The following is a 25,390-nucleotide window of genomic DNA, read 5'->3' as shown; positions in this document are numbered from 1 at the left end:
CAAAAATAGGGAACTATTACAGATTAAAACTATTGTTCGCTTTTAGGAGGCAGCATAAAGGACACGGGCTTTTTAAAGAAATAACGAACGATGGTGCCAATCAGCTCCGGATAACGCCGCAACTGGATGCCTCTTGATTTAACTGCCACCAAAAAAGCCAGTGAAAAGCTTACCAGGAAATTAAAAAAACCGATTCCCAATACTCCCAGAAATACGGTGATCAGATACCTGGCCGGAATATTTTCAAATCCCAGACCATAAACCGCAATAGCCATATTGCCTGAGGAAATGGTAATATGCCGGATGTCAAAAGGAACACCAAAAATCTTGCCTATATTGGAAGCCATTCCCAGGAAAAAGCCAAGGCTGATGTTACCAGCATAGCTCCCCCCGTTCTTTTCAATAAACCTGGCCCACCAGCCTTTCCTTTCAGCCGATGTGTTGAAATGCAGACCGGGATGCTGCGTAAGCCGGTTACCAATGTTGCTGAAACGTATTTTATTCTGCACATAGCCTGCAATAATGCCACTGAGAAACAAAAAGAAACCCGTGTTACAGGCATATAAAAGCGAAAGACTTTGAAACGGATGCTGCTCCTGCAAAAGCAGGAATGCCTCTCTGCCAGCCAGCAGCTTACGCCCTAAAAGCTGATCATAGGCCCAGGCCAGAAAATAAGTAGCGGGAAAAACAATGATCAGATTCCCGATAAAAGATGCCGTCTGGCTGCGGATCACTTTTGCTACTGTAACAGCAAGGTTATCCAGATCCGGCTGATTACGGTTCTTTTTTGAGTCAAGCGAAACAGCCACCGCGTTGGCGGTAAAGGCAGGCTGTTTGGTAGCCAGCGTAGAGCCCGTTTGGTCAATCAATACGAACCCGAAGCTGTAGTTGACGCTGTACCAGAAGCCCTGCCAGAAATAGGCATAGTGCAATTTTCCCAGCACATTTTTGGCAATGGCTATAAAAGAAATGATCAGCCCTCCCCACATGGCACTTACCCACATGCTGAAATATTCTTTTTTTGTTGTAGTAATATATTTGCCCCCCTTTTGCCCTTTATGTTCCGCAATCTGGTAGGCCAGGTATCCCACACCCTGTGAAAGAAACTGCCGGATACTGTGCTTCTGATTCTCATTCTTTACCACGATCCGGAACAGGTCTACAAACCTGCCGATGTCAAAGCGCTCATCATTGTCAATCGTATCCAGTAATATCAGCATCCGCTCAATTCTTGCGCTTAAAATCAGCAGGGTATAGCTTTGTTTTAAGCTGGTGCCCCTGCTATCCTGCTGCTGCCGTATATATTCAATTTCGTCTTCAATTTCCAGCAGTGCTGCCTTCAGCTTTGCGGCAACTGCTTTTACCTCATCAGGATTCGTTCCCGGCAGGTTTTGCAGGTCATGCAGTAAACTATTCTGCATGATGAACGGATTATCCTGCCGGGAACGGAAAGGCGTCATATAACGGGCTACGTCCCGCTCCAGGCCGTCATTGGCCACCTGGAAGGACAATACGGTCAGTGCATCCATCAGGTGCGAATGCAGCCGTTCGTCTTTTTCTCTTAACGGGAACTGTAACAGCTCAAAAAAACTGATCCACGTGGAGCGCCTGATTGCATTGACCCAGATAAAATCCGTTTTTTTATAGAAGACCCTGTCAATTACATAAACAAAATCATTTTTGTCCTGCTCCTCCGGAAGTATTTTATGCTTCACCTTTCCTGCCAATTCATCCCAGAAACCACTGCTTAAAGGAATACCGCTTTCTGTAAATGCCGATTCCAGATTGGCATCCTGCAGTTGTGTTAGAACCGCCTGTTGCAGCTTGGAAACAATGGCAGGGTGCATTTCAAGCAATGCCACTATTTCCTGTAACCGTTCATCTGCCTTATGCCTTTCTTTTTTTGCAGGCCTGATGTCATTAAAAAAGGAGATCAGGAAACTGAGCCCTTCTTCCCTGGATGCAACGGGATACGCCGATTCATTTTCCAGAATTTTTTCGCAAAAGCTTTTCTCTATCTTTTTCTTTTTGATCAGATGCATTCTGTTACAGACAAAGAGTATCGGAACGGCTGTTTTAAAGCAGCAAAAATAGGAAAACTACTTTTCCCGGTATTTTTTGAAGCAGGCTTCAATTATGAATTTATTGTTACGGACCAGGTGCGTTTAAAATGACCACCGGCCTCAAGGCGATTAATACCTTCCTTTTGTGTCAGTTCCTGACTGGAGCCGGTACTGTCGGCAATGCCGCACCAGGGTTCCAGGCAAATAAAGTCAGCGCCGGGAGCGGCCCAGATGCCAAAGAAAGGGAACTGTTTCCAGGAAAAAACAAAGCCTTTACCCGTTTTATCGGAAACCAATGCGATCTTTTCCGACTGAAGGTCTTTAAACACCAGCGCATCCTTTACAAAAAGATTTTTATTCAGCGGAAGTTTGTTGGTATTTTCCAGAAAAGGCACCGGTGCTTCGGCTATCAGACCGCCTTCAAGAATCGGCCACTTGCCTGCGTTTTCTGTTTTTTCAAATTCAAGGTGATATTCCACATAAGCGTCTCCTTCAAACAGCGGCAGCTTAAAAGCCGGATGCGCACCTATAGAAAACCACATATCCCCGCGGCCTGTATTCTTTACATTATAAGTTACCAGCACTGTTTTTTCCTGCAACTGGTATCTTATATCCAGCTCAAAGGGAAAAGGATAGTTTTTCAGTGTTGCTTCAGCGCTCTTTAATGTAAACACCAGTGCTTCCGGTCTTTGTTCTGATAAGGAAAAGTCCATATCCCTTGCAAACCCGTGCCGGCCGAGCTGATAGGGCTTCCCTTCATAATAATAGGTATTTTCCTTTAATGAGCCAACAATGGGAAACAATACCGGCGAATGCTTTCCCCACACGGCAGGATCGCCGCTCCATATATATTCCTGGCCGGTTGCAGTGTCTGTCAGGCTTTGCAATTCCGCCCCATGCTCCGCAACGGAGATCTTTATGTAGTCATTCCTTATTTCATGAACTTTAGCCATAGCTTACGATTTTGCGTATTACTAAAACGAAAAAGACATTGTTTTAGTATAATTTCCGGTATAAAATATTGATCTGCAAACAGAAAAGAAATATTATTAGCGGGATTTTACATTTACACCGGGCTGCTCTGCATTGACTGCCTGCAGCCAGGCATCCAGCTTTTTCTTCAGCGCATCCCGCTTTTCCGGTTCCCCGGCAGCTATATTGATCTTCTCAGAAGGATCTTTTTGGAGGTTGTATAATTCGATCCGTTTATCTTTATAAAAATAAAGCAGCTTATAATCTCCATCCCTTACAGCGCTGCACATGCGGTTGACCCATTTGCCGGTTTCAGACGGGTAATGCCAGTAAAAGGGCTCTCTAGGCGCCATTGGTTCTCCGCGCAAAAGCGGCAATATGCTTTTGCCATCCAGCGGCACCTTTTTTTTATTGCGGGCATTTGCTATTGCTAAAAATGTGGGGTAGAAATCGGTTGCCATTACCCGGGTATCAATAACGGTACCCGGTTTTACAACCGCCGGCCATCTTACTATTAAATTTTCGCGGATCCCGCCTTCATACAACCATGATTTTCCTGCGCGCAGGTTACCGTTATTGGCCAGCTTCCATACACCTCCGTTATCGGAGAAAAACAGCACTGCCGTATTTTTATCCAGCCCGGCCTGTTTTAAGGTTTCCATAATCCCGCCTACTCCTGCATCGATCCGCTCAATCATTGCCGCCAGGTATGGATTATCCGGGTGGTCGGCTTCATGGCGTATGTTCTGCGGGCCATAAATGGCTTCGGCTTTTCCTGCTCCGTATTTCTGATCAAATTTTTCCTTGTACTTTTTTACAAGGTATTCCGGGGCATCCAGCTTTGTATGCACGCTGTAAAAGGTAAGGTATAAAAAGAAGGGGCGGTCTTTATTCCGCTTTATGAATGCTGAAGCTTCGGCGCATTGCCGGTCTGTAAGGTATTCGTCTTTTGCTCCTGTAGTAAACGTGCTGATCTTGTCATAGGGAAAAAAATAATCCCCATCAGCAATATATTTGGTTTCTGTTCCGATCACCTCCTCAAAGCCATGCTGCCGGGCATTTCCTCTGGGGTTGCTGAACCGGGTATCCAGGTGCCATTTACCAATGATGGCTGTATGATAACCAGCATCGGATAGGGCGCGGTTCACCGTATAATATTTTTCCGGATCCAGGTACCGGTCTGCATTGTTATCCAGGAAATCGGTAATCCGTGTTCTTGCAGGATACTGGCCCGTCATGATCCCGGCTCTTGAAGGGGAGCAGATAGGTGCAGCAGCGTATGCCTGTGTAAACTTTGCGCCCTCGCCTGCCAGTTGGTCTAAATTAGGAGTTTCATTAAAGCTGTTCCCATAGCACCCCAGCTCAGCGGAGCCAAGGTCGTCTGCCATTATAAAAATAATATTGGGCTTTTGCTGGCAAAACGCCGGCCGGCTAATAAAAGCAAGCACCAGCAGGCACCAGAAGTATTTTCTTTTCATGGTACTATTCTTTTGTTTGCTTCAAAAAAAAGGCATTCAGTCCACAAAAATAATAGACTTCATGATCTGTCAGGTAAAAACCGGTCAATAAATATCTGCTGCGCTTACCGCTCTTTTGGAAAAAGCAGCACTGCTCCATTGCAGATTTACTGATGGAGATTCCCCATTTTTCTTATAAGTAAGCGTAAAAGGATGCCAGCCGGCTTTTAGCAACAGCTTGCGTGATTGTTCTGCATGGTCCTCATATTTGTAGTCTGCATCAATTACCGGTATGTCATGTAATCTGAAAAATGCATTGCCGGTAACAGACAGGTAAAAGGTATAGGCACCATCTGCCGGCACACGGATATATCCCCGGTAAGTGACCGTATTTGCATCGGCATTTTTAAACAGCCCTGCATTAATTGCCGGCGCTGTTCCTTTTTTTACTACCTGTAAGCTGCTTGTTTCCGGCACCCATGCTGCAGCATCTTTATATAAGCTCCATTTGATTTCCTTGCTGTGGGGCTGATCGGTTATTGCCGGTATCAGTTCCTGGTCATACGGGCGCGGAGCACTTTCATTAACTGACCGTAATTGCAATACCCTGGCCTTCATTTGCTGCTGCAGGCCGGGCATTTGCGCTGCCAGATCCTTTTTTTCCTTTGGATCTCTGACCACATCATATATTTCAAAATCATCCTCCTGCTTTTTTATATCGTACCTTACTCCTACTAAATTCCCCAGGCGGATCATTTGCATCTGGTTCATGGCCCTGCCGGCATGCGCTTTTTCAAATTCCGGGTATGCCGGTGTTTTGCCCTTAAAAAAGTATTCAGAATAAATGGCGCCCTGGCGCTGGCCTCCTTTTCCTGAAAGAACAGGAAGCAATGATACCCCATCCATTCTTGCCGGGGCGCTCATACCTGCTGCGTTCAGAAAGGTAGGTGCCCAATCGGATAACAAGGATGCCTGTGCAATTACAGAACCCGGTTTTATTTTGGCAGGCCATTGTACAATTACCGGCATGCGGCTGCCGCCTTCCCAAAGATCCCTTTTAATACCATCAAACGGGCCATATCCATCAAAGAATTGAGGCGTATACGGTTCCTTTAAATAGGATTCCTGTGAGGGACCGTTATCAGAGGAAAAAACCACTAATGTATTTTTATCGATCCCCAGGTCTTTCAGCAATTGCAGCACATCGCCTATTTCCTGATCCAGGCGCTGGATAACAGTGGCATACCGTTTATCCACATCCTTCCAGGGTGTTACAGCACCGGTTGCCTTATCTTTACAGGTGGCGTTCTTAAACAACGGATGCATCCAGGAGTCGATTTCCCCCGAAGCAGTATTGATCATTTTGCCGGGTGTTCCCAGCCATTGCAGGCCACCTCTCAGGCCGGAACCTTTGGGATATTCCTGTGTAGGCAGCTCAATGGTAGCATGCGGCGTATCATAGGCCAGGTACATAAAAAAAGGCGCTGATTTTTTTTGACGCTTATAGTCAATGAGCCATTTTTTTGCCCTTGCCGTCCATAAATCGCCCGTATAACATTTATCCAGCCTGCTGGCTACATTTTCATATCCGTCATAAACCTCCTTGGGCTTCCTGTAGGGGCCTTCCTTGGGGTAGTGTTCATGCCCGTCGCTATGGCGCATGTATCCAAAATAATAGTCAAATCCGCGTTTCATCGGGTGAGCCGGCCAGTCTTTTGTAAGCCCCTGCAATCCCCATTTACCAATGGCCACAGTGGTATATCCTGCCTGCTTCAGCGTATTGGCTACGGTATAATTATCTTCCAGGGCTTTGTCAAACTGGTTGTCCCGCACTATTGCATTTCCCTGTGTTACGCCGGTTAATAATGAGGAGCGGGAAGCCACGCATACCGGAGCATTGGCGTATTGCTGTGTAAATACAGCCCCGTTAGCCGCCATTTTATCTAAGGAAGGGGTTATTAAATAGGGAACAGATGGGTCTTTTTGTGCTTTACGGGCGTTTTGATTGAATACGCCTATATCCCCGTAACCCAGGTCATCTACCAGGATAAAAAGAATATTTGGTGGCTGAACCGCCTTTTTTTCAGATTGTGCCCTGGATAGGGTGGCAATAAACAGCAGAAGGAGAAGGAATGATTTATGCATATGAAACCCTGTTTTAAAAATTTATTTTTAATGTTGCCTGAACCGGCCGGTGATCAGAGGCATAATCCTCTTCTGTAACACGGTGCGAAAGCACTGAAAAGACCTGATCCGGTTTGTAGGCAATAAAGTCAATGGCCAGCTTTTCATTCCCTTCCTCTATGGTAAAGGCACAGTGCTTACAGGTACGTGTAAATGCTTTATCCAGCAACTGAATCGTTTCGCTGTTTTCAGCAGCGTTAAAATCTCCCCCGATAATTACAGGCAATGTTTCTGTTGCAAGAACCCTGTTTACCTCAGTCATCTGTAAGGGACCATTTGTTTTGCCGTGAAAATCCAGGTGCACCGATGCAACTCTTATCTTTTTACCATCGGGCAATTGAGCCGTGGCTACTGACAGCACTCTTGGCTCTCCGCCCGTAGCCGGGTCTGTAGGTAATTTATGGGTTTCCATATCTGACAGGGGGTATTTTGACAGGAGCATAATTCCGTAATCCCCGCCATCATGATCTATAGACTTTGAGAAGTGAAAGAAGCGGTACCCGGTCTTTTCTGACAATAATGCGGCTTCGTTGATGCTGCCGGAGCGACGGGTGTTTACATCGATCTCCTGCAGCGCCACCACATCCGGGTTCTCCTTTTTGATCACACCGGCTATTGCATCCACATCAATCGCCCCGGGCTTTGAAGGAGGATTGCAATGGTGCACATTATAGGTCATGAACTTTACAGAACCGTTAGTGCTGCCGGCGGTTGCAGCCGGGTTGTTTTTGGGTGAGCAGGCAATCAGCAGCCCGCCAAAAATCAGGATAAAAAAATAATTGAGCCGCATATCTGATCGTTAATCTTTTTTAATGGCGCGGTATTGCTGAGGAGGCATCCCGATCACCTGTTTGAAACGCTTGGAAAAATAATACGGATCGTCAAAACCCATCGTAAGCGCTACCTCTTTAATGGCCTTATCTGTAAAATCCAGCAGTTGGCAGGCCTGCTGGATTTTCATCTGCATAAAATAATCCATGGGCGCATAGCCGGTCTTTTGCTTAAACAGGTTTGAAAACCGGGATACCGAATAATTGGAATACCGGCTCAGATCCGTAAGCGTAAGGCTTTCCTGTAATTTCTCCTGCATAAACAGGATCACCCGGTCTACACAATCCAGCTCTTTATTTTCGATAACCGGAAAATGCCGGCCGTTGTAGATAAAATAAGAAATAAACTGCTGCAGGCACAGGCCCGAAAAATAAAGATTGTCTAGGCTGTACCCCAGTTCCAGAAATTTGTACATTTTATTAAAAGTACCGGTTATTTCTCCGTTGTCCTTAATATGCACCGGTTTAAAGCACTCGGTCACCGCGCTTATTTTGTTCAGTGCCGCAAGCTGTTTCCCGTCAAAATGCACCCAGTAAATGCTCCAGGGATCTTTGTCAACAGATCCGTAAGCATGGGCCTCATTACAGGGCAGCATAAAAAACTCGCTGGCTTTTATAGCATAGGTTTCCCCCCGCAACTCATAAAACCCCTGTCCTGCCACACAATAAAACAACATATTACCGTGCAATCCCTTCTTCCGCTTGGTAAAATGCGCTTTTGCATTGGGATAATAACCCAAACTTGAAATATATAAGCCATTTAATAAAGGGTCACCCAGCACCTTCTCCCGCAGCACCTGCCCTGGCAGCTCAATACGCCTGCGGCCTATTCCATACCAGATGTTTTTAAAAGACCCCTGTTTATTTTCCGTTTGTTCCATACTGCTGCTCCAATAATACAATCAATAATAATAAACTTTTGGCTTACTGTCAACTTTAAAAAGGCATTTGTTATTGCCGGCGGATAGCTTGGATGAACGTACCTGATTATTACGATTTTACAACTGCTGAATACTCCGTGAAACTTTCAAAGCGGCAACAATATTTATTTTATCTTTATAATTGTTATTATTACAATTATGAAGATATGTTCCGGTTTCTTGTCTGTATTGGTACACTTTTAGGCGCTTCGTTTGGCTGTACTGCCCAGTCTGCTATCAATGATTACAATATTGTATGGAATACCCAAAGTAAAAATGCTTCGGAGTCCATGCCGGTTGGCGGTGGTTCTATCGGCGCCAATCTGTGGGTGGAAAATAATGAGGTGCTGCTGTATTTTTCCGGAAGCGGAGCGTTTGATGAAAACAATACTCTTCTTAAAGGAGGAAGGCTACGGATACGGCTCTTCCCCAACCCTTTTGAGAACGGAACGTTCCGGCAGGAACTGGATCTGCAAAAAGGATCCGCTAATATTAAAGCCCAAAATAAGAAGGGCGCTGTGGAACTACGGGTATGGGTATCTGTTTTTCAGCCGGTGATCCATATTGAGATCAGCAGCACCACACCTGTTAAGGCAGCAGCGATCTATGAGAGCTGGCGGTTTGCGGACCGGCCCCAGCTGGGGAAAGAGAACAATGCTAATTCCTGGAAATGGGCCGGGCATGTAAACGTGGTCACCCAAAAAGATGTAACCCGGTTTGAGAACAACAGCATCCTGTTTTATCACCGCAATACCGATTCTACGGTATTTGATGCCGCTGTTGCCCAACAAAAATTAGACGCTGTCAAACAACAACTTTTCAATCCGCTCAAACAACTGACCTCCGGGGGATTGATCCGGGGAAGGGATTTTGTTGCCGGAGCAACCAGCGAAGGCCTCTATGCCAATACCCTTTTTAAAAGCCGGAGCCTGCAAAGCCGCAAAGCAGCTAAACACCAGGAGCTGCAAATTATCCTGCATAGCCGTCAAACCAACAGCCTGAATAACTGGCTTCAGGAGCTGCAGCAACTGGTTCAGAAAAACCGGGCATCAGGGAACGACCGGACCGCCACCATGCAGTGGTGGCGGCAATTCTGGAACCGCAGCTATATCTGTATTCATCCCGGTAAAAAAGATGCAACAGATACGGCCTGGCAGATCGGGCGCAACTACCAGCTTTTCCGGTACCTGCTGGCGGCCAATGCCTATGGCTCCTATCCTACCAAATTTAACGGCGGATTATTTACGGTGGACCCTGTCTTTACAGACAGTACCATCAAGGGCACACCCGACCATCGTAACTGGGGCGGTGGCACTTTTACCGCACAGAACCAGCGACTGGTATACTGGCCGATGCTTAAAAGCGGCGATGCGGATATGATGAAAACCCAATTCGATTTTTATAACCGCCTTTTAACTACTGCTGAACTGCGGAGCAGGGTTTACTGGGGCCATGCCGGCGCCAATTTCAATGAACAGATTGAAAATTTTGGCTTGCCCAATCCTACTGAATACGGATGGAAACGGCCGGAAGGCTTTGACCCGGGTATGGAATACAATGCCTGGCTGGAATATGAATGGGACACGGTACTGGAATTTTGTATGATGCTGCTGGAAGCCAACGATTATGAGGGGCTGAACATTGAACCCTATCTTCCACTGATCAAGAGCTGTCTTGTATTCTTCGACGAGCATTATCAATACCTGGCTAAAAAAAGAGGCAATAAAACACTGGACCAGGAGGGCCACCTGGTACTGTATCCCGGCTCAGGTGCTGAAACATTTAAGCTGGCCTATAATGCCAGCTCTACCATCGCTGCTTTAAGATCCGTAACTCAAAAATTATTGTCAGCATCTGTTCCTTTAACTGATAGTGAAAAAAATTATTTTGAAGGGTTCCTGAAACGAATTCCTCCAATCCCTTATATGCAGTACAGGGGCAAGACCACCATTGCCCCGGCACAGGTATGGGCACGGGTGAACAATACCGAATCCTCCATGCTCTATCCCGTTTTTCCCTGGGGGCTTTTTGGGATCGGCAGGGCCGGACTCGATACAGCCATCAACACGTACCAGCTGGATACTTTTGCCCTGAAGTTCAGAAGTGCTACAGGCTGGAAACAGGACAATATCTTTGCGGCACGCCTGGGGCTGACGGATGAAGCCAGACGGCTGACCATTTTAAAATTGAAAGACAGTGGCCGCCGCTTCCCGGCTTTCTGGGGTCCTGGGTATGATTGGGTGCCGGATCATAACTGGGGCGGCTCGGGCATGATCGGATTACAGGAAATGCTGCTGCAGGTTGTTGCTGATAAAATCTATCTTTTCCCTGCCTGGCCAAAAGAATGGGATGTATCGTTCAGGCTCCATGCGCCCCAACAGACAACAGTAACAGGTATTTTAAAAAATGGAAAATTAACAGCACTGAAGGTGCTCCCTCAAAGCAGGGAAAAAGATGTGGTGAATCTGCTGCGCTAGAAAATATATCGTGCCGATGGCATTGAAAATCAATCTCTCTTTTTGTCATGCCGTTCCGATAGTTCGGAATTGTTTCGGCATCTATTTATAGCTCACCTGGACCCTGAAATAAAACAGATCCCGGAACAGGTCCGGGATGACATCAGGGTGACATTTCTTTTAAGTCAGTGCTCAGCCAATTATGGTACAAACAATGGCAGACGGCAGACCCGGAACAGGTAAAAAGTCAATGCTACTGAAGGATCCGGACCACTCCCTGCAGCCCCGCTTTCAGCAGCGGCCGGCCCTGCATGCGTACAGGTGCCGTGGTCCAGGTAATCCTTTTTTCTACGGGCAACTGCTGATCTCCTGCCAACCGGTTGGCCCAGGTATTGGTAACTGCTATTTCTATGGTATTGACTCCTTTTTTAACCGCTTTTGAGATGTCTGTACGTAAGGGATACGTCCAGACCGTACCACAGTCAATGCCGTTTATCTTTACTGCAGCCAGGTTATACAGGCTGTCCAGCTGCAGCCAGACAGGGCCGGTATTGAAGGCTTTCAATTCAAACCGGTTCTTATACACAGCTGTACCGGAATAATATTTTATTCCCGGTTGCTCAAAGGCGTTCCAAAGCTGCAGTGTATCCATTGTTACCGTATCTTCAGGTCCGCCAAAGGCAGGATCAAACTGAACCTTCCATTTGCCGGGAATAACCGCCAGTTGTTTTTCAGCTGTTGAGCTTTGTTTGAAAGATGCCAATCTCTGCACTGCCGGCTCCTTAAAATGCACAAACACAGCAGCGTTGGGCGCTAAAGTTATGGTAACAATAGTACGCGCGCCCTCCCTTCGCCAATCAGCAGGCTTTGTTACAGTACCGGATACCGCATCCAATAATTGCGGTTCCAGGTTTTTTACCCGGAACGCCAATTCAAGCGTACGCATTCTTTCAAAGGGATTGGAAATAAAATAAAGCTCCCCGTCTGCCAGGCTGCGATGCGTCCATGCAATTGTATCCCCGCCTTTTAATACGTCTACATCTTTTTCCAGCCCCAGCGCTCTCAGATCCGGTTGCTGATAAGGCGCAGCGATCAGTTTCCTTTTTGTATTTTTTGCGTCATACAACGGCTTCAATATGGCTTTTAATTCCGCCGCATTTTCTTTAAACCCAACGGGAGCATCGAATCCTTTGTCCATAATCACCGTAGCGCCCTCATTCACCAATTGCCGTATTTTTCCGGCCACAGCAACAGACAGCAGATGGCTGTTAGGGTTCATAGGCTGCCTGCCAGGGATCACCAGCACGGCATAGGAAGCGCCGCCTGGAGTTACCACCCTGCCATTCTCCACACGCATCTTTAATAAGACATCCGGGTTAAAACAATCGTATTTATAGCCATGCAGAGCATTTATATAATTACCGGGATCGGCAATATTTGCTGCATGCAACACTCCCGATGGCTGAGTGGTCATAGGTTGCCCTGCATTCTCCATCCGTTTTTTTTCACAGGCCACTGCATCCGCGCCCAAAACACCCGGCAGCACATTTACCAGCCGTTCCGGCAGCACAGAACGCCGGGGCATTTCTTCCCCCGTGAATACCGCAATATCTGTAACCGGTTTTCCCAGTTGCAGCAGGGCTGAAGTCCTTGCCAGGTAACCGATCCAGGCTTTACCGGGTCTGACCCAGGTCTGATCCCGTTGAAAATACAGGCCGATGCCATCCAGCGTTACACCCGGTCTTTTGTTGACAAACGGGTTGTGGGCAAATACATGTAACACCATTTTATTAATGCCCATTGCAAAATTGCGATCACCCAGCACCTTAAGATTCCCCGGCTGTTCGCTCCAATCCATGCGCAGGGTGGTAAAGGCTTCTGCCTGCACGATATTCTTACCATAGATATGTGCGCCGCTGATGGCATCCAGCATGTCATTGGGTTTGTCGTGCGTGGGGCTGTTCAGCCAGAACTCCCCCATGGGAATATCCACCGACTGATAATGCAGCAAACCATCGCTCACCATAGTCGGCGCCACGCTTTCTGCGCTGAAGACCACGCCTTTCTGATGCGCCAGCTTCTTCAGCGTTGTATAAAAAACGTCATGGATCAGCTCGGCAATGGTAGTGCGTACATCGTGCAGGATCTTTTCTGAAGCTGCCGCACTTTCCAGCGGCACACCGGTCATTACCAGCAAATACGGTCTTAAGTCATACCCGCGCCGTTGCCGGAATTCAGAAAGGAAACCGGTGCTCCAGTTCTGACTGCCACATTCCCAGCTATCCACATGAAAAATCTTCAGCACCTTTTTTGCAATACCCGGGTCCGTTTTTTCAAAGGCCTTTGCAAACCAGTTATCAAACTGCAGCTTTATTGACTCCGGGTCAAACTTATCACATTCCAGTCCTTTCCCGGCCCCACCGGTGGCATTTACATGACCGGTGCTCGTATGCCCGATGCGTACCACTACCCAATTGCCTGCAGGCGGTGCCCAGTGCAACGTTCCATTACGATCCATTTTGCCTGTCAGATCAACCACTTCTCTAAACGGCACTGCATCCCGGTCCGGAACCTGCGTTGTGTCTGTATTTGCAGCCACCCGCCATACACTCCCGTTTTTTGCTTCATACTGGTTGATCACCGGCTCATCGCTTAAGTAAATACCCATCACTTTTAATGAGGGTTTCCATTTTGCCGCATCCAGGTCTTCTGCTCCCGGTTCAGATCCGGCTTTATCATAAACAAAACGGAAAAATTTTGCAGTATTAGCTGGTACAGAAAACGTATAATCCTCATCCGTATCCTGCCAGCCCTGACGGGGCGGTTGCAGCCGGGTAATCCTTTTAAAATGCACCCCGTCATCACTGTCTTCCATTATCAGCCGCAGGGCCTGGTAATTATTGCCCATATGAATACGAACTGATCTTACCGTAAACGGTTCGGGATATTGATACCGGATCCACGCGGCAGTATCCGTCTTAAAGCTTTGCTTATTACCGGGGCCCGGCAAGGCAAGGAAATCTGCCGCAACGCCGGTGCTGGTTGTTACGGTGGGTCTGATCATTTTATTTTCAAAAGCAATCCTGCTTTTTGCAGGATAGGCAAACACGGCCACATCCCTGTAGTAGCCTTCATTTGATTCCGGCCGGCTTATAGTTACCGGTGCTTTTGATCCTGCTTTTAAACAGGTTTTGCTCCAGGTTAGTTTTTGCATGGATTGTTCCGGCCTGATCCAGGGGCCGCCACCCAATGCAAAGCCATCGCTGAAATGCATGGCCAGCTTCAGATCCAGCCGCTTTGCTTCTTTCATTGCATGGCTGACCATACCCCACCATTCCGGTGTCAGCTGCCGCACAGGATGGTCATAAGGAACTTTTACAGACGTATCGCCGATGGGCATCAGGTAGGCACCACCAATACCTGCCGCGTGCATTGCTTCCAGATCCGCAGTAATCCCTTCCTTTGAAACCGCTGCATGCATCCAGTACCAGAACACCCAGGGGCGGGCCTGCTCCGGGGGATTGGCCAGTACCGATTCCGGTGAAAGCGCCCTGTTGCGCTGGGCTGAAGCCTGTAATAATACGCCACACAAACCTGTCAGAAGGATCACTGATCTGAAACACATCACCTGTTACTTTTAAACGGTTTATTTTTTGCCCCTGCTTTTTCCCTCCCCGCAGGTACAAGATAAAAACAATAATGATACGGTTTTGCCGGAACCTGGTACTGTTCCAGGGGGGCAGCTACCTCGCTCCAGCTGTCATTTCCCCCCACCCCCATCTGTACCAGGTCAATATTCAATGTAATATAGCCCGCATCTTTCAGGCGGTTGGTATGCTTTGCTTCGCTGATATTCTTTTCCGTGTAAGGCCAGGCGCTCATGCTGAGCAGGCTATCGGCCTGCACCAGCAAGCCTTCACCTGTTTTTTTATTGCTTAGCAGCATCCAGCGCACATCCGTACGGTTCCCGTTCTCCTGCGGCACCACATAGGGTTCCATAAAATCATCAATCGCCTGGTCATAAACACCGGCATCAGCCCCATAGCTGCGATCACTATAATTTTCGAGCGGGCCCTTTCCGAAATAACTGATCTGCCGGAAAGCATTACTGATGCCCATCTGCATTCCAATTTTTGGCACATTCGGCAGGCCCGGTTTTGGTACAAAAGTATAGTCTATTTTTATCCTGCCTGTTTTATCAGCTGAATAGAACACACGCACTTCCACACTATCATGAATGAGGCGGTAGCGGCTCAGCACACCGTTCACCCCACCAATAGTTGCCAGTGTTATTTCTTTCAGCTCTGGCCGGTATTCATACCAGGGTTTTAAGACCCTGTGCGTTTTCCATCCCCTGCGGTCGTTATCTGTTTGCGGTCTTGTAAAATGCGGAAGGAGCGGTTGCAGGATCAGCTCCTTATCTTCTTTGATATACGAAGACAGCCCTCCGGTGGACTTATTAATACCTATCGAAAAATGAGGTTGCGCCACTTTATATACCGTTCCTGCATCCTTAAAGGCTACCGCAGCTTTTTCACCCGGAACGGGAACCAATGCTGTTAATGCAAGCTGATCACTGGCAATGACAAATCCTGCCGGTGCCCAGGCCGTTTCTTTTTTTAAGTGAAATGAAAGATCCGCATGGTATTCCGTATGCGCTTTCAACCTTGGCAGCCAGGGTTGCAGGTTCAATAGCACAGTATCGCCCGGCGCCAGATCCAGATCCGGTAATGATCTTCTGCTGATGACAACCCCGTTTTCCCTTATAGCCAGTTCAAACGTGTACTCTTTTGCATTCACAACCGGGCTGCGGTTACTGATCTTTACCAGCCGTTGCCGGGCATCCTGCCACTCACATTGCAAAGGCTGAAAGATATGCTTGCATTCATACATGGCTGCTTTGGGCCGTCCGTCTGCCGCCACCAGCCCTTTAATGGTAAAGTTGTCGAAATATTTTTCGCCAAAATCGCCGCCATATGCATAATAAGGTTTGCCGGTCAATGAGTCCTTTTTTACCAGGGCCTGGTCTTTGAATTCCCAGATACAGCCACCGATCACCCGGGGCAGGCTGCGCCATTGGTCCCAGAACTCCTTAAGGTTGCCTGAACTGTTGCCCATTGCATGGGCATACTCGCAAAAGAAGATGGGACGATGATCCCCGTTCTTCTGATTAACCAGCAGCGGAGCGGTATACAGCGCAGGGTACATGCGGCTGACCACATCTACATAATACTGATCCCTGGGATTCTGCAAGCGGTGCGAGTGATCATTGGGTTTGGGATAACGCGGATCAGAAGGATCAATATATCCTTCTTCTTTGGGGCTGCCCATTGCGGGTTCATAGTGTAAGGGTCTTGTAATATCAAAGTCTTTGACCCATCCGGCCATAGCCGCATGATTGGGGCCGTTGCCCGCTTCATTGCCCAGGCTCCAGAAAATAACCGAGGGATGGTTCTTATCACGCAGGGCCATCCGGCTGATGCGCTCCAGGTAGGCGGCTGTCCATCGCGGATCATGATCCAGCTTGCCGCCCAGTCCGTGCGTTTCCAGGTTGGCTTCGTCAATGACCATGATGCCAAACTGATCGCAGAGATCCAGCAAATAAGGATCAGACGGGTAATGGCTCAGACGAATACAGTTAAAATCAAACCGCTTTATGGTCTGAAGATCCTGCCAGATATCTTCCCTTGATAGGGCCTTGCCTTTGGCGGGATGATGATCGGGCCGGTTCACCCCGTACAGATAGGTTTCCCTGCCATTGATCAGCAGCTTGCTATCCGCTTTACGGAATTCAATACTGCGGAATCCCAGCTTACAGCTTTTGGCTTCTTCTGTATGCCCGGCACTGTCTTCAAGGCTCAGCACCAGCGTGTACAGGTTGGGGGCTTCGGTGCTCCACTTCTGCGGACCGGCAACAGTAGCCTCCAGCAGGCCAAATTTCACCTGGTCCAGTCTTGGATGTATTTCATTGATGATGGAATCTGCTTTTATCTGCAGGGGGTCTCTGAATACCGGTTGCCCGGAAGCATCAAACAATTGTGCTTTTACAAGATAGCCGGGCATTGCTTTCCCTGTAAGGTTTTCCAGCCGCGGGCGAATGCTTAGGACAGCATCCCTGTATTGCTTATCCAGCTTTGCCTGGTAAAAGAAATCGGCAATCCGCAGCTTCGGCTCCGCCATCAGGTATACTTCGCGATGTATACCGCTTAACCGCCACTGATCCTGGTCTTCCAGGAAACTGCCATCGCTCCAGCGGATGACCCATACGGAAACGATATTTTCACCATCCTTCAGATAGGGCGTAATATTAAATTCAGAAGGGAGAAAGCTATCTTCGGCATAACCCAGGAATTTCCCGTTGATCCATACCTTATACGCCGAGCTTACGCCCCCGAAATGCAGGGTAATGTTCTTATCCTTCCAGTCTTTGGGAATGGTAAAAGAACGCTGGTAACAACCCGTTCCGTTATAGTCCTTTGGAACCAACGGAGGATTCACCGGCCGAAAAGGATATACCGCGCTTTTGTAAATGGGCTTATCATATCCCTGCATTTCCCAGTTGGAAGGTACTGTTATTTTGTTCCACCCCTGCACTTTTTGTTTATAAAAATCTTTAGGTGCATCGTCCGGCTTCAATGCAAAAGAAAAATCCCACAGGCCGTTCAGGGAAAGATACCGCCCGCTTTTTTCACGATCCCCGTTCAATGCTTCTTTTACGGAAGCAAAGGAATACGCCGTGGCCCTGGAAAGATCACGGTTAATACCGCTTACCAGCGGATCTTCATAAGGTTCCTCACTGTAAACCGAAGGCGCCACCGGCACCGGTGCCGGCGTTTTATCCACCAGCTGTGCAAAGCTGCCCATACCGGAAAAAAGGAGCAGCCCTGTTACAGATATCTTCAATAAATTTTGTTGCAGCCCGTTGCCCTGTAATCCACTCATATACTATTCAGTCTTTATAAAATCATAACGCATTATCTTATTAATGGCAACCATACGCGCATATCCGATGCCCCCCTGTTTGCCCAGGCATAATAAGGAATCAGCTTTATTGTAACCGGCTGCAGCCCGGAGCTCAGTTCCCTGTATAATATACCGTTCCAGTTTTCCCATGTGCATTTTTCCGCCCTGCCTTCCAATGCCATAAAATGCGCTCCGTTCAACGTATCCGTAACCGGTTGCAACTTCAGATCGGAAGGAATCACTACATCCGTAATCTGCCCGTTTTTATAATCCGGTGATTCCAGGCAATAGACCACCGGCCCCCGTTTTACAGCCCCCTGGTTCCGGGTCTCTTCCACCAGCGGATTGCTTTCGATGAGTTGTGCCGGCATGTCTAATGAAAGTTCTATACGATCATCTATATTCCATTTTTCCTTTAAAGTAATGTATTGCCCGCCCGTTACCTGCTGCACCCTGTTCTTATACCGGATGGTAGCTGTCTTACACCAGCCGGGGATCCGCAGGTGCAGGGGTAATAATCCCTCAGGTGCTTTTTGAAGGGTAAGGAGCACTCTGCCCTGCCAGGGATAGTCCGTTTGTTGTATTAATTCCAGTTCACTGCCATCCGGCATTTTTGTTTTTAAATGGCTCCCGCTGTACAGGTTTACATACAAGCCATCCTTTCCCAGGCTGTACATATAAATACCAGCTTCTGCAATGGTGCGCACCAGGTTGGGCGGACAACAATTGGAAAGACTGATATAGGGCACACGGCCACCGCTCCACCGTAGCCGGTAGGGATAATTTCTGGCAGCCGCCAACGGGTTGGTATAAAAATAGTTCTTACCATCCAGGCTTACCCCGCTCAATACACTGTTGTACAATGCCAGCTCTACCACATTCATGTATTGCTCCTTTCCGGTCAGCAGGAACATCCGCCAGTTCCAGAGCACATTACCGATATTGGCACAGGTTTCATTATGCGCTGTCAGATTGGGCAGCTGGTAGTCTCTTCCATAAGACTGGTGCACTTTCTGCACCGTATCCGGGTTATAAGAGGTACCGTCTACAGAAACACCGTCATACAAGGCACCGCAGCCACCGGTAATATACATTTTGGTAGTTACAATATTCTTCCATAAAGTATCCAGTGTGCTCCATAATGTTTTATCCCCATCTTCTGCGTACAGGTCTGCCACACCTGCCATCAGGTAATTGGCACGTACTGCATGGCCCACAATTTTTTTCATTTCACGGAAAGGTGCCCGGTCGCTGTTATCATCCGTACCTTCTACGGCTCCCCTTATATTAATCAGCCGCTCCAGCAGGTCCAGGTATTTTTTTCGGTGGGTGGTGCGGTACAGCTCTGCCAATCCCATATAGTGCGAGGGACAGATGGCATTCCGCGCCTGCTCAGGCGTTGCTGTATTATAAAAGCCGATCAGGAAATCTGCGGCTTTTACAGCAATCTTCAGCAGGCTGGTTTTTCCGGTAGCCCTGAAATGCACGCAGGCCGCGGTCATCAGGTGCCCGAAATTATAAGCCTCAAAGCTGAGCCTGTTGTCAAACATCTTCTGCACACCAGTGCGTTGTTGTTCAATGCTATTCTTTGTATAAATATATCCGTCTGCTCTTTGCGCTTTAGCAATAACAGTTATTGCTTCATCCAGCCAGCGGTTTAACTGCGGATCTTTTGTAACAGCATACATCGCCGCCAGTGCTTCCAGCGTCTTATAAAAATCCCCATCATGAAAAGAGGGGCCGCGAAAACTTCCGGTATCCAATCCGGCTGCGATCCTGAAGTTCTGAAACGCATAACAGATCGTATCGCTGGTATAGGTTTTCCAGAGCGTGGGCACCATTTCGTTCCGGCAAACCGCAAAACGCTCTGCCCAGAAACCGTTGGTAAATTGCACATCGCCCAGGCCTACCGTTGATAATGCTGCGTGGGGGCTTTCAGTTGTACTCACCAATCCCTGCTGGGCAAAGAGCGGGTTGTGCGTGGAAGTAATCATCGCTGCAGTAATGAGCAGCACTATTTTCCTGATGCCGGCTACATTCCGTATACCACCCGTGAGGCCGCCCGGGGCGGTCGGACGGGCCTGACGAAGGGTAAGCCTTTGTATCCAATCATGCTTCGACAGGCTCAGCATAACATTTGTTTTTTTCATTTTATAGATTTCATTCAATTGCACTTTTCACTGATATCGTTTTGCACATCTTCATTTAAATTGCTTTATATAAAATCCTGTATTCCTTATTTTTCTCCATCGTTAACTCATACACATTATTTCCTTTGCTTACCACTTCGCCTTCTTTGCATACCGGCTTTATTTTACTTGCGATGATCAGCTTTCCGGTGCCTGCCGGTGAAGTGATCTTTATTTCTTTTTCACTGCAATACAATTCAATATTTCCTGCCGGGGTAGGCACTTTGCCTTCCATCCATTTTAACCCGCCCAATACCGGCTTTACTTCATACTGTGCATAGCCGGGAGCTGTTGGCTTTACCCCCAGGTAATATTTTCCCAATAAATACAGCGGGCTGGCACCCCAGGCATGACAAAGGCTTTTGCCATATTTCCTTCCATACATTGCGTAATGTGCCGCTCCTTTTTTGGAAGGGTCGTATTCTTCCCAGAACGAGGTGGCGCCGAGCTTCAGCATGCCGCCCCAGTAATTTTTCATTTCCTGCAATACGTAATTTTGCTCACCCAGGGCACATAATGCTTCCAGCTCATAAAACCGCATATAAGGCGTAGTGATCTCCGGAACATTTTTATTCAGTAACACGGAAGCTTTTACTTCCTTCTTTTGCTCTTCACTAAAATAACCAAAGAAAATGGCAAACATATTGGCATAACGGGTCACATTTTCTGTTGGCTGCCCGTTCACCCTGCTGTGCACCAGTGCCTTTGCCTCATTGCTCCAGTAAATGGAAAACAATTTTTGCTTCAGTGCAGCTGCTGCTGCTTTGTATTGTGCTGCATCCTGTTTACGATCCGCCAGGTCCGCACAAAGCGCCATGGTTTCCAGCCCGCGTGCAAAGAGCAATTGCTCAAAGCTGATCTCTCCTTTTTTACTGAGCCCTGATGCCCAGTCGATAAAGACCCAGTCGCCCGGCAGCCCTTCCAGCAGGCCATTCTTATTCCTGCGGTTCCAGACAAAATCCATCAGCGTTTTCATCCGGTCATAGTTCTGTACCAGAAAATCTTTGTCGCCACTGTAAAGGTAATAATCATATACCCCCATAAACCAGTAAAAGGTATAATCCATAATGGTATTGATGTGACTGGTTACCGGGTCTTTTCCGCGCAAAGCGTATATGGTGCGTTTTACCGTTTCATTATCGTTCATCAGGTAATAGTTCATCAGGTAGCTTTGATAAGCATCCCCGCTCCAGATCCAGCGGTCGCGCTTGATGCCATCGATAAAAAATTCCCGCGTGCTCAGGTGCAAGGTATACCTGGCCACATCATAGATCTTATTGATGGCCCCATCGCTGCACCGGAAGCTGCCCTTGTCTTCCAGTGGCGCATACTCATACAACAGGGAGGCATGATCCAGTTGCACATTGCCATCCGCAACAATGTTCACATACCGCAGCGCTTTTGAATGCGGGTTGATGGTGTCTGAAGCATTCAGCTGATCTATGGTTATGCGGTCGAAAGTTTCTGAAGCTGCGGTATCGAGCGCTTCTTCCCGGCTTTCACCATAGTAGAGGGAAACAGTCCCCTTTCCTTTTACACCATGCAGCTTTACAAAACCAAAGGTCTCCTTTCCAAAATCCACCAGCAACCCTCCGGCTGTCTTTTCTGCTGATGTTGCAGCAACAGGTGCTACAGGGAGCCTGTATGCCGAAGGCATTGCAGCCGGGTCATTAAAGTTCCAGTTGCCGGCATGTTTAAAGATTGTGGCCGACAGATCCGAAGCCTTACCCGTTTCATCGATCCACTCCTTATCTTCAAAGGTTACCTGCCAGCTGCTATCGGACCGGATTGTTATTCCCTTTACGAACACCGCCGGTGGCGTGGCCTGGTTGAATACTTTAATGTTGATCTTATGTTTCCCTGCAGGCACTTCTATTGCCTGGGGGGTTCCGGGAAATGCTTTTCCATCCAGCTTAACATTGTACCGGCCCTCTGCACAGATGGCTACCGTTTCCGGTTGCGCCAGGTTGAACTCCCTGTGAAAGTCCACCAGCGGGTAATGACTGTCAGCCTTCCAGAATACCGGGTAGAAAGTACCCCGTTCCGTACGTCGGTTCTGCATCTGGTTAGAGAGCCATATTTCATAATCACCGGGATACCAGATCCAGGTTTGGGCGGCAGCAGTAAACCGCAGAGCCGCAAAGACACAAAGGAGCATAAAGGGTTTAAAAAACATTGTATTTTGGGTGGTGCGTGAAGACCTGCCTGCCGGCAAGGGCAGCATTTTTTTTAGGACGAAGTAACATAGAGGGCTACATGCCAGGACAAGGAATTTAAAAGCTGATCCGTTTCTGAAGGCATGCGCAGGTGCCCTCCGCAACAACCTATCCTGGTTCGTGGTATTGCAAACCGGAAGTTTGAAAGGCCGGGGTCCGTACTGCAGCACAAGTGTGCGACGCAAGTAAAGCAACATAGCAGCGCCACAGCCGGGTTCATTATTTTTTTTAATCATCATTGCTAACCAAATAGTATATACAAAACAATCATTACAATGCACAAGGCGCCCCAGACAATCTTTACCCTCCGGGTGGGTTTTGGCAGCTCCTGTATTGCCATCACTGTACGTACCGGGTGCGGATCTGCTATTGAAACAAGAACGGCAATGAGCAGGAGCAGCAGGAAAATAAAAAAAGACAACAGCAAATAGTGCGGCCAGAAATGGTATTCTTTTGCCGGCAATACCCACAGGTAAATAACCCCGACGCCCAGGCTGATGGCCGAGCCCCAGGAAAGCGTAAAGTTCACGGCCCGGCGTGTTGTCTTTTTCCAGAACACGGCCAGCAGGAACACGGCTGATAACGGAGGCGCAATAAAGCCCAGCACCGCCTGGAATACATCAAACAGGTTAAGGCCTTTGATGCTGTCGATCGCAATGGCCATTAAGATGGCGAACCCGCAACCCGCCAGCACCGTAAGACGCCCTATTTTGATGATCTGCCGGCCGGAGGCAGCGGGGTTTATTTTTTTTACATAAATGTCCGTTGTAAATACCGTACTCAACGCATTTAAGGATGAGCCAATGGTACCTACCAGTACCGCGATCAGCACCACGATCACCAGGCCATTTAATCCTGCAGGGAACAGGTGGGTGACCATTGTCATATAAGCTTCATCCGGGCTTGCCAGCCGCGGATACAACACCGAACAGGCAATACCGGGAATGATGAATAAGGGAATGGAAAGGATCTTCAGCCAGCCGATGAAGCTTACGCCCAGCTGCCCCTGCTCCAGGTTGCGCGCGCCCAGCACCGATTGCACCATGGCCTGGTCCGTACAAAAAAAAGCGATTGCCGACACCGGGTAGCCCAGTAAAATGGCCGGCCAGGGATAACCCGGATCCAGCGCGGGTTTTACCAGGCTCCAGTAGGAAGCTGGTGTTTTTGCAAACAATGCGGAAAGCCCACCCACCTTTTGAACGCCCAGCACGCAAAGAATGCAGGACACAACGATCAGCAGGATCATCTGGAACACATTGACGCGGGCGATGGCTTTGAGTCCGCCCGCCACCGCAAACAGCGCGGCAAACAGCACCAGCACGATCACCGACTGCCACATGGGGATGCCCAGTATCTGCCGCACCAGGAAACCGCCCGCAAACAGACCGAGCGACAACCAGGAGATCAATATTTTTATGAGGGCATACCAGGCCAATATATTCCGCGTGCCCTCTCCGTACCGCTGCCCCATAAATTCCGGCATGGTGGTTACATTGCCGGCCAGGTACCGCGGTGCAAATACCATGGCCAGCAGCATCAGGAACAGGAATGCATACCATTCAAAATTCCCGGCTACAATGCCCGTGGCATAACCGATGCTGGCAAAAGCCAGCAGCATTGAAGGGCCTACATTGGTGCCCCACATATTGAACCCGATATTGTACCAGTTGAGCGATTTGCCGGCCAGGAACAGGGTTTCGTCTTTCTTCTTTTTTTTGCCAAAGCTGGCCCGGTAGCCAATGACCAGCAGCACTACCAGGTATACTACCACAATAGCATAATCGACCGGTTGTAATCTGGAAATAAGATGGTTCATTGATTTGTTATCATTTATTTTTCGTTACCCAGCTGTAGTGCTTCTGTCAGCTTCCCTGCCACGCTCGCTTGTGCTGTGGTGCAAATAGCACCCGGTCTGCCAGCAGGTTGCTCCTACGGAGCCGGAGACCTATTCGCCATTCCCTGTTTCCTTTTCACAACAACCTTTCCATCCCTACTACCAATAGTATGCTCTTACGGAGCTTTTCACTATTCACTTCTGCCCATTCACAATAATTTCCCCAATCCATATTCTTTTAACAATACCCTTACTTCCACCGGCTGCCGTGTTTTCAAACTCTGATCCATCGCCTGCAGCAATGCCACTGTTCCGATCCCTTCCCGCATATCGGGGTACGCAACGGTATTGTTATTGATACTGTCTGCAAAATATTCCAGGTAGTTCTGGTACTCCCCGGCATGATGGGTCTGGCCTTCAAAACGGAAATAATGGTTCAACTGCTGATCGCCCCAGGTAATAAGCTGCTGTTCGCCTTTCTTACTGGTAATGGCATAGCGCAGCTCATGGTAATCCGCCTGGCTTGCACCTTCGGTACCACGCAGGATGCAGCTCATCTCACTTTCGCGGTAAGTGGGTTGCACCGGGCCTGTATAGGCACCGCTTACACGGGCCACGCGCCCGTCTTTGTTCCGGAAAATAAAATGCATGGTGTCTTCATTTTTCAAACCGGCTTTCTTACCATTGGCACTGATCATGCCATAGCCCATTACCTCTTCAATATCCGGCAGGTACCAGCGGATAAAATCAACCGGGTGGCTCAGCCCGCCGTACAGCCATTTAAATGATCGTTCCAGCGCCCATTTCTTTTTTAAAAACCAGCGGTGATCCGCGTTATAATGGCTCTCCACCGTGATGAGCTCACCGATCATACCTTTTTCAAAATCGACCCGCTGCCTTTTGTAGGGTTCAAAAAAACGGGAGCTCTGCCCTACAAAAACCTTTTTCCCGGTCTGCTGCTGCAATTGCAGCAATGCCTTTGCCTCTGCGAGATCATCAATGAAAGGCTTGGTGCACACCACGTGCTTACCATGCTGCAATGCCATCTGTATATGCCGGGCATGTAAATGATCCGGCGTATAAATGGCCACGATGTCGATATCCGGGTCATTTAATAATTCTTCATAATGTGTGGTGTAATGCGCAAACCGGAATTCCCTGCAACGCTGCTTACATAACTCTTCGCTGGCATCACAAATCATTTTTAATTGTAATTTTTTGCTTTGCAATGCGGCCGACATCGTGCTGCGGCCTTCTCCTAATCCTACTATTCCGATATTTAACATGTTCGTGTTTTTATTATTAA

At 48.1% G+C, this 25,390-nt stretch carries 13 protein-coding genes; 1 reads left to right on the top strand and 12 read right to left on the bottom strand.

The window, feature by feature from the left end:
* Positions 1–29: 29 nt before the first annotated feature.
* The 6 genes from A8C56_RS04110 to A8C56_RS04085 form a co-directional block, all read right to left on the bottom strand.
* The gene (locus A8C56_RS04110) at positions 30–2,042 is read right to left on the bottom strand and encodes a site-specific recombinase (protein ID WP_067752420.1); all 2,013 of its coding nucleotides are present in this window, start codon (positions 2,040–2,042) and stop codon (positions 30–32) included.
* Positions 2,043–2,134: 92 nt separating this feature from the next.
* The gene (locus A8C56_RS04105) at positions 2,135–3,016 is read right to left on the bottom strand and encodes an aldose 1-epimerase family protein (RefSeq protein ID WP_067752417.1); all 882 of its coding nucleotides are present in this window, start codon (positions 3,014–3,016) and stop codon (positions 2,135–2,137) included.
* Positions 3,017–3,112: 96 nt separating this feature from the next.
* Positions 3,113–4,513: a sulfatase gene (locus A8C56_RS04100; protein WP_067752414.1), complete on the bottom strand. Its 1,401-nt coding sequence runs from the start codon at positions 4,511–4,513 to the stop codon at positions 3,113–3,115.
* Positions 4,514–4,597: 84 nt separating this feature from the next.
* Positions 4,598–6,637 carry a sulfatase-like hydrolase/transferase gene (locus A8C56_RS04095; protein WP_067752412.1) on the bottom strand — a complete coding sequence of 680 codons (2,040 nt, stop codon included), beginning with the start codon at positions 6,635–6,637 and terminating at the stop codon, positions 4,598–4,600.
* Positions 6,638–6,650: 13 nt separating this feature from the next.
* Complete coding sequence (locus tag A8C56_RS04090; protein ID WP_067752410.1) at positions 6,651–7,466, bottom strand: endonuclease/exonuclease/phosphatase family protein; 816 nt, start codon at positions 7,464–7,466, stop codon at positions 6,651–6,653.
* Between the two features lie 9 nt (positions 7,467–7,475).
* Entirely contained in the window at positions 7,476–8,387 is a 912-nt protein-coding gene (locus A8C56_RS04085; protein ID WP_067752408.1) for an AraC family transcriptional regulator, read from the bottom strand.
* Between the two features lie 206 nt (positions 8,388–8,593).
* Between A8C56_RS04085 and A8C56_RS04080 the strand changes: the two genes are divergently transcribed.
* The gene (locus A8C56_RS04080) at positions 8,594–10,903 is read left to right on the top strand and encodes a DUF5703 domain-containing protein (protein ID WP_067761579.1); all 2,310 of its coding nucleotides are present in this window, start codon (positions 8,594–8,596) and stop codon (positions 10,901–10,903) included.
* Between the two features lie 232 nt (positions 10,904–11,135).
* Here the strand turns inward: A8C56_RS04080 and A8C56_RS04075 are convergent, their stop codons facing one another.
* From A8C56_RS04075 to A8C56_RS04050, 6 genes are all read right to left on the bottom strand, one after another.
* The gene (locus tag A8C56_RS04075; protein WP_245645745.1) at positions 11,136–14,507 is read right to left on the bottom strand and encodes a glycosyl hydrolase; all 3,372 of its coding nucleotides are present in this window, start codon (positions 14,505–14,507) and stop codon (positions 11,136–11,138) included.
* Positions 14,507–17,824, bottom strand: a complete 3,318-nt coding sequence (locus A8C56_RS04070) for a glycoside hydrolase family 2 TIM barrel-domain containing protein (RefSeq protein ID WP_084490003.1) — start codon at positions 17,822–17,824, stop codon at positions 14,507–14,509. Before A8C56_RS04070 ends, A8C56_RS04075 begins: the two co-directional genes overlap by 1 nt.
* A gap of 32 nt (positions 17,825–17,856) precedes the next feature.
* Positions 17,857–19,995 carry an aceric acid hydrolase gene (locus tag A8C56_RS04065; protein ID WP_245645744.1) on the bottom strand — a complete coding sequence of 713 codons (2,139 nt, stop codon included), beginning with the start codon at positions 19,993–19,995 and terminating at the stop codon, positions 17,857–17,859.
* A 55-nt stretch (positions 19,996–20,050) separates the two neighbouring features.
* Complete coding sequence (locus A8C56_RS04060) at positions 20,051–22,210, bottom strand: alpha-L-rhamnosidase-related protein (RefSeq protein WP_067761574.1); 2,160 nt, start codon at positions 22,208–22,210, stop codon at positions 20,051–20,053.
* Positions 22,211–22,491: 281 nt separating this feature from the next.
* On the bottom strand, positions 22,492–24,066 hold the full coding sequence (locus A8C56_RS04055) for a sodium:solute symporter family transporter (protein ID WP_067752402.1): 1,575 nt from the start codon (positions 24,064–24,066) through the stop codon (positions 22,492–22,494).
* A 227-nt stretch (positions 24,067–24,293) separates the two neighbouring features.
* Positions 24,294–25,370, bottom strand: coding sequence for a Gfo/Idh/MocA family protein (locus tag A8C56_RS04050; protein ID WP_067752399.1), 1,077 nt, complete (start codon positions 25,368–25,370; stop codon positions 24,294–24,296).
* Between the last annotated feature and the right edge of the window lie 20 nt (positions 25,371–25,390).

The sequence above is a fragment of the Niabella ginsenosidivorans genome (assembly GCF_001654455.1).
GTDB lineage: Bacteria > Bacteroidota > Bacteroidia > Chitinophagales > Chitinophagaceae > Niabella > Niabella ginsenosidivorans.
This window is presented reverse-complemented; position numbering and strand designations above follow the sequence as displayed.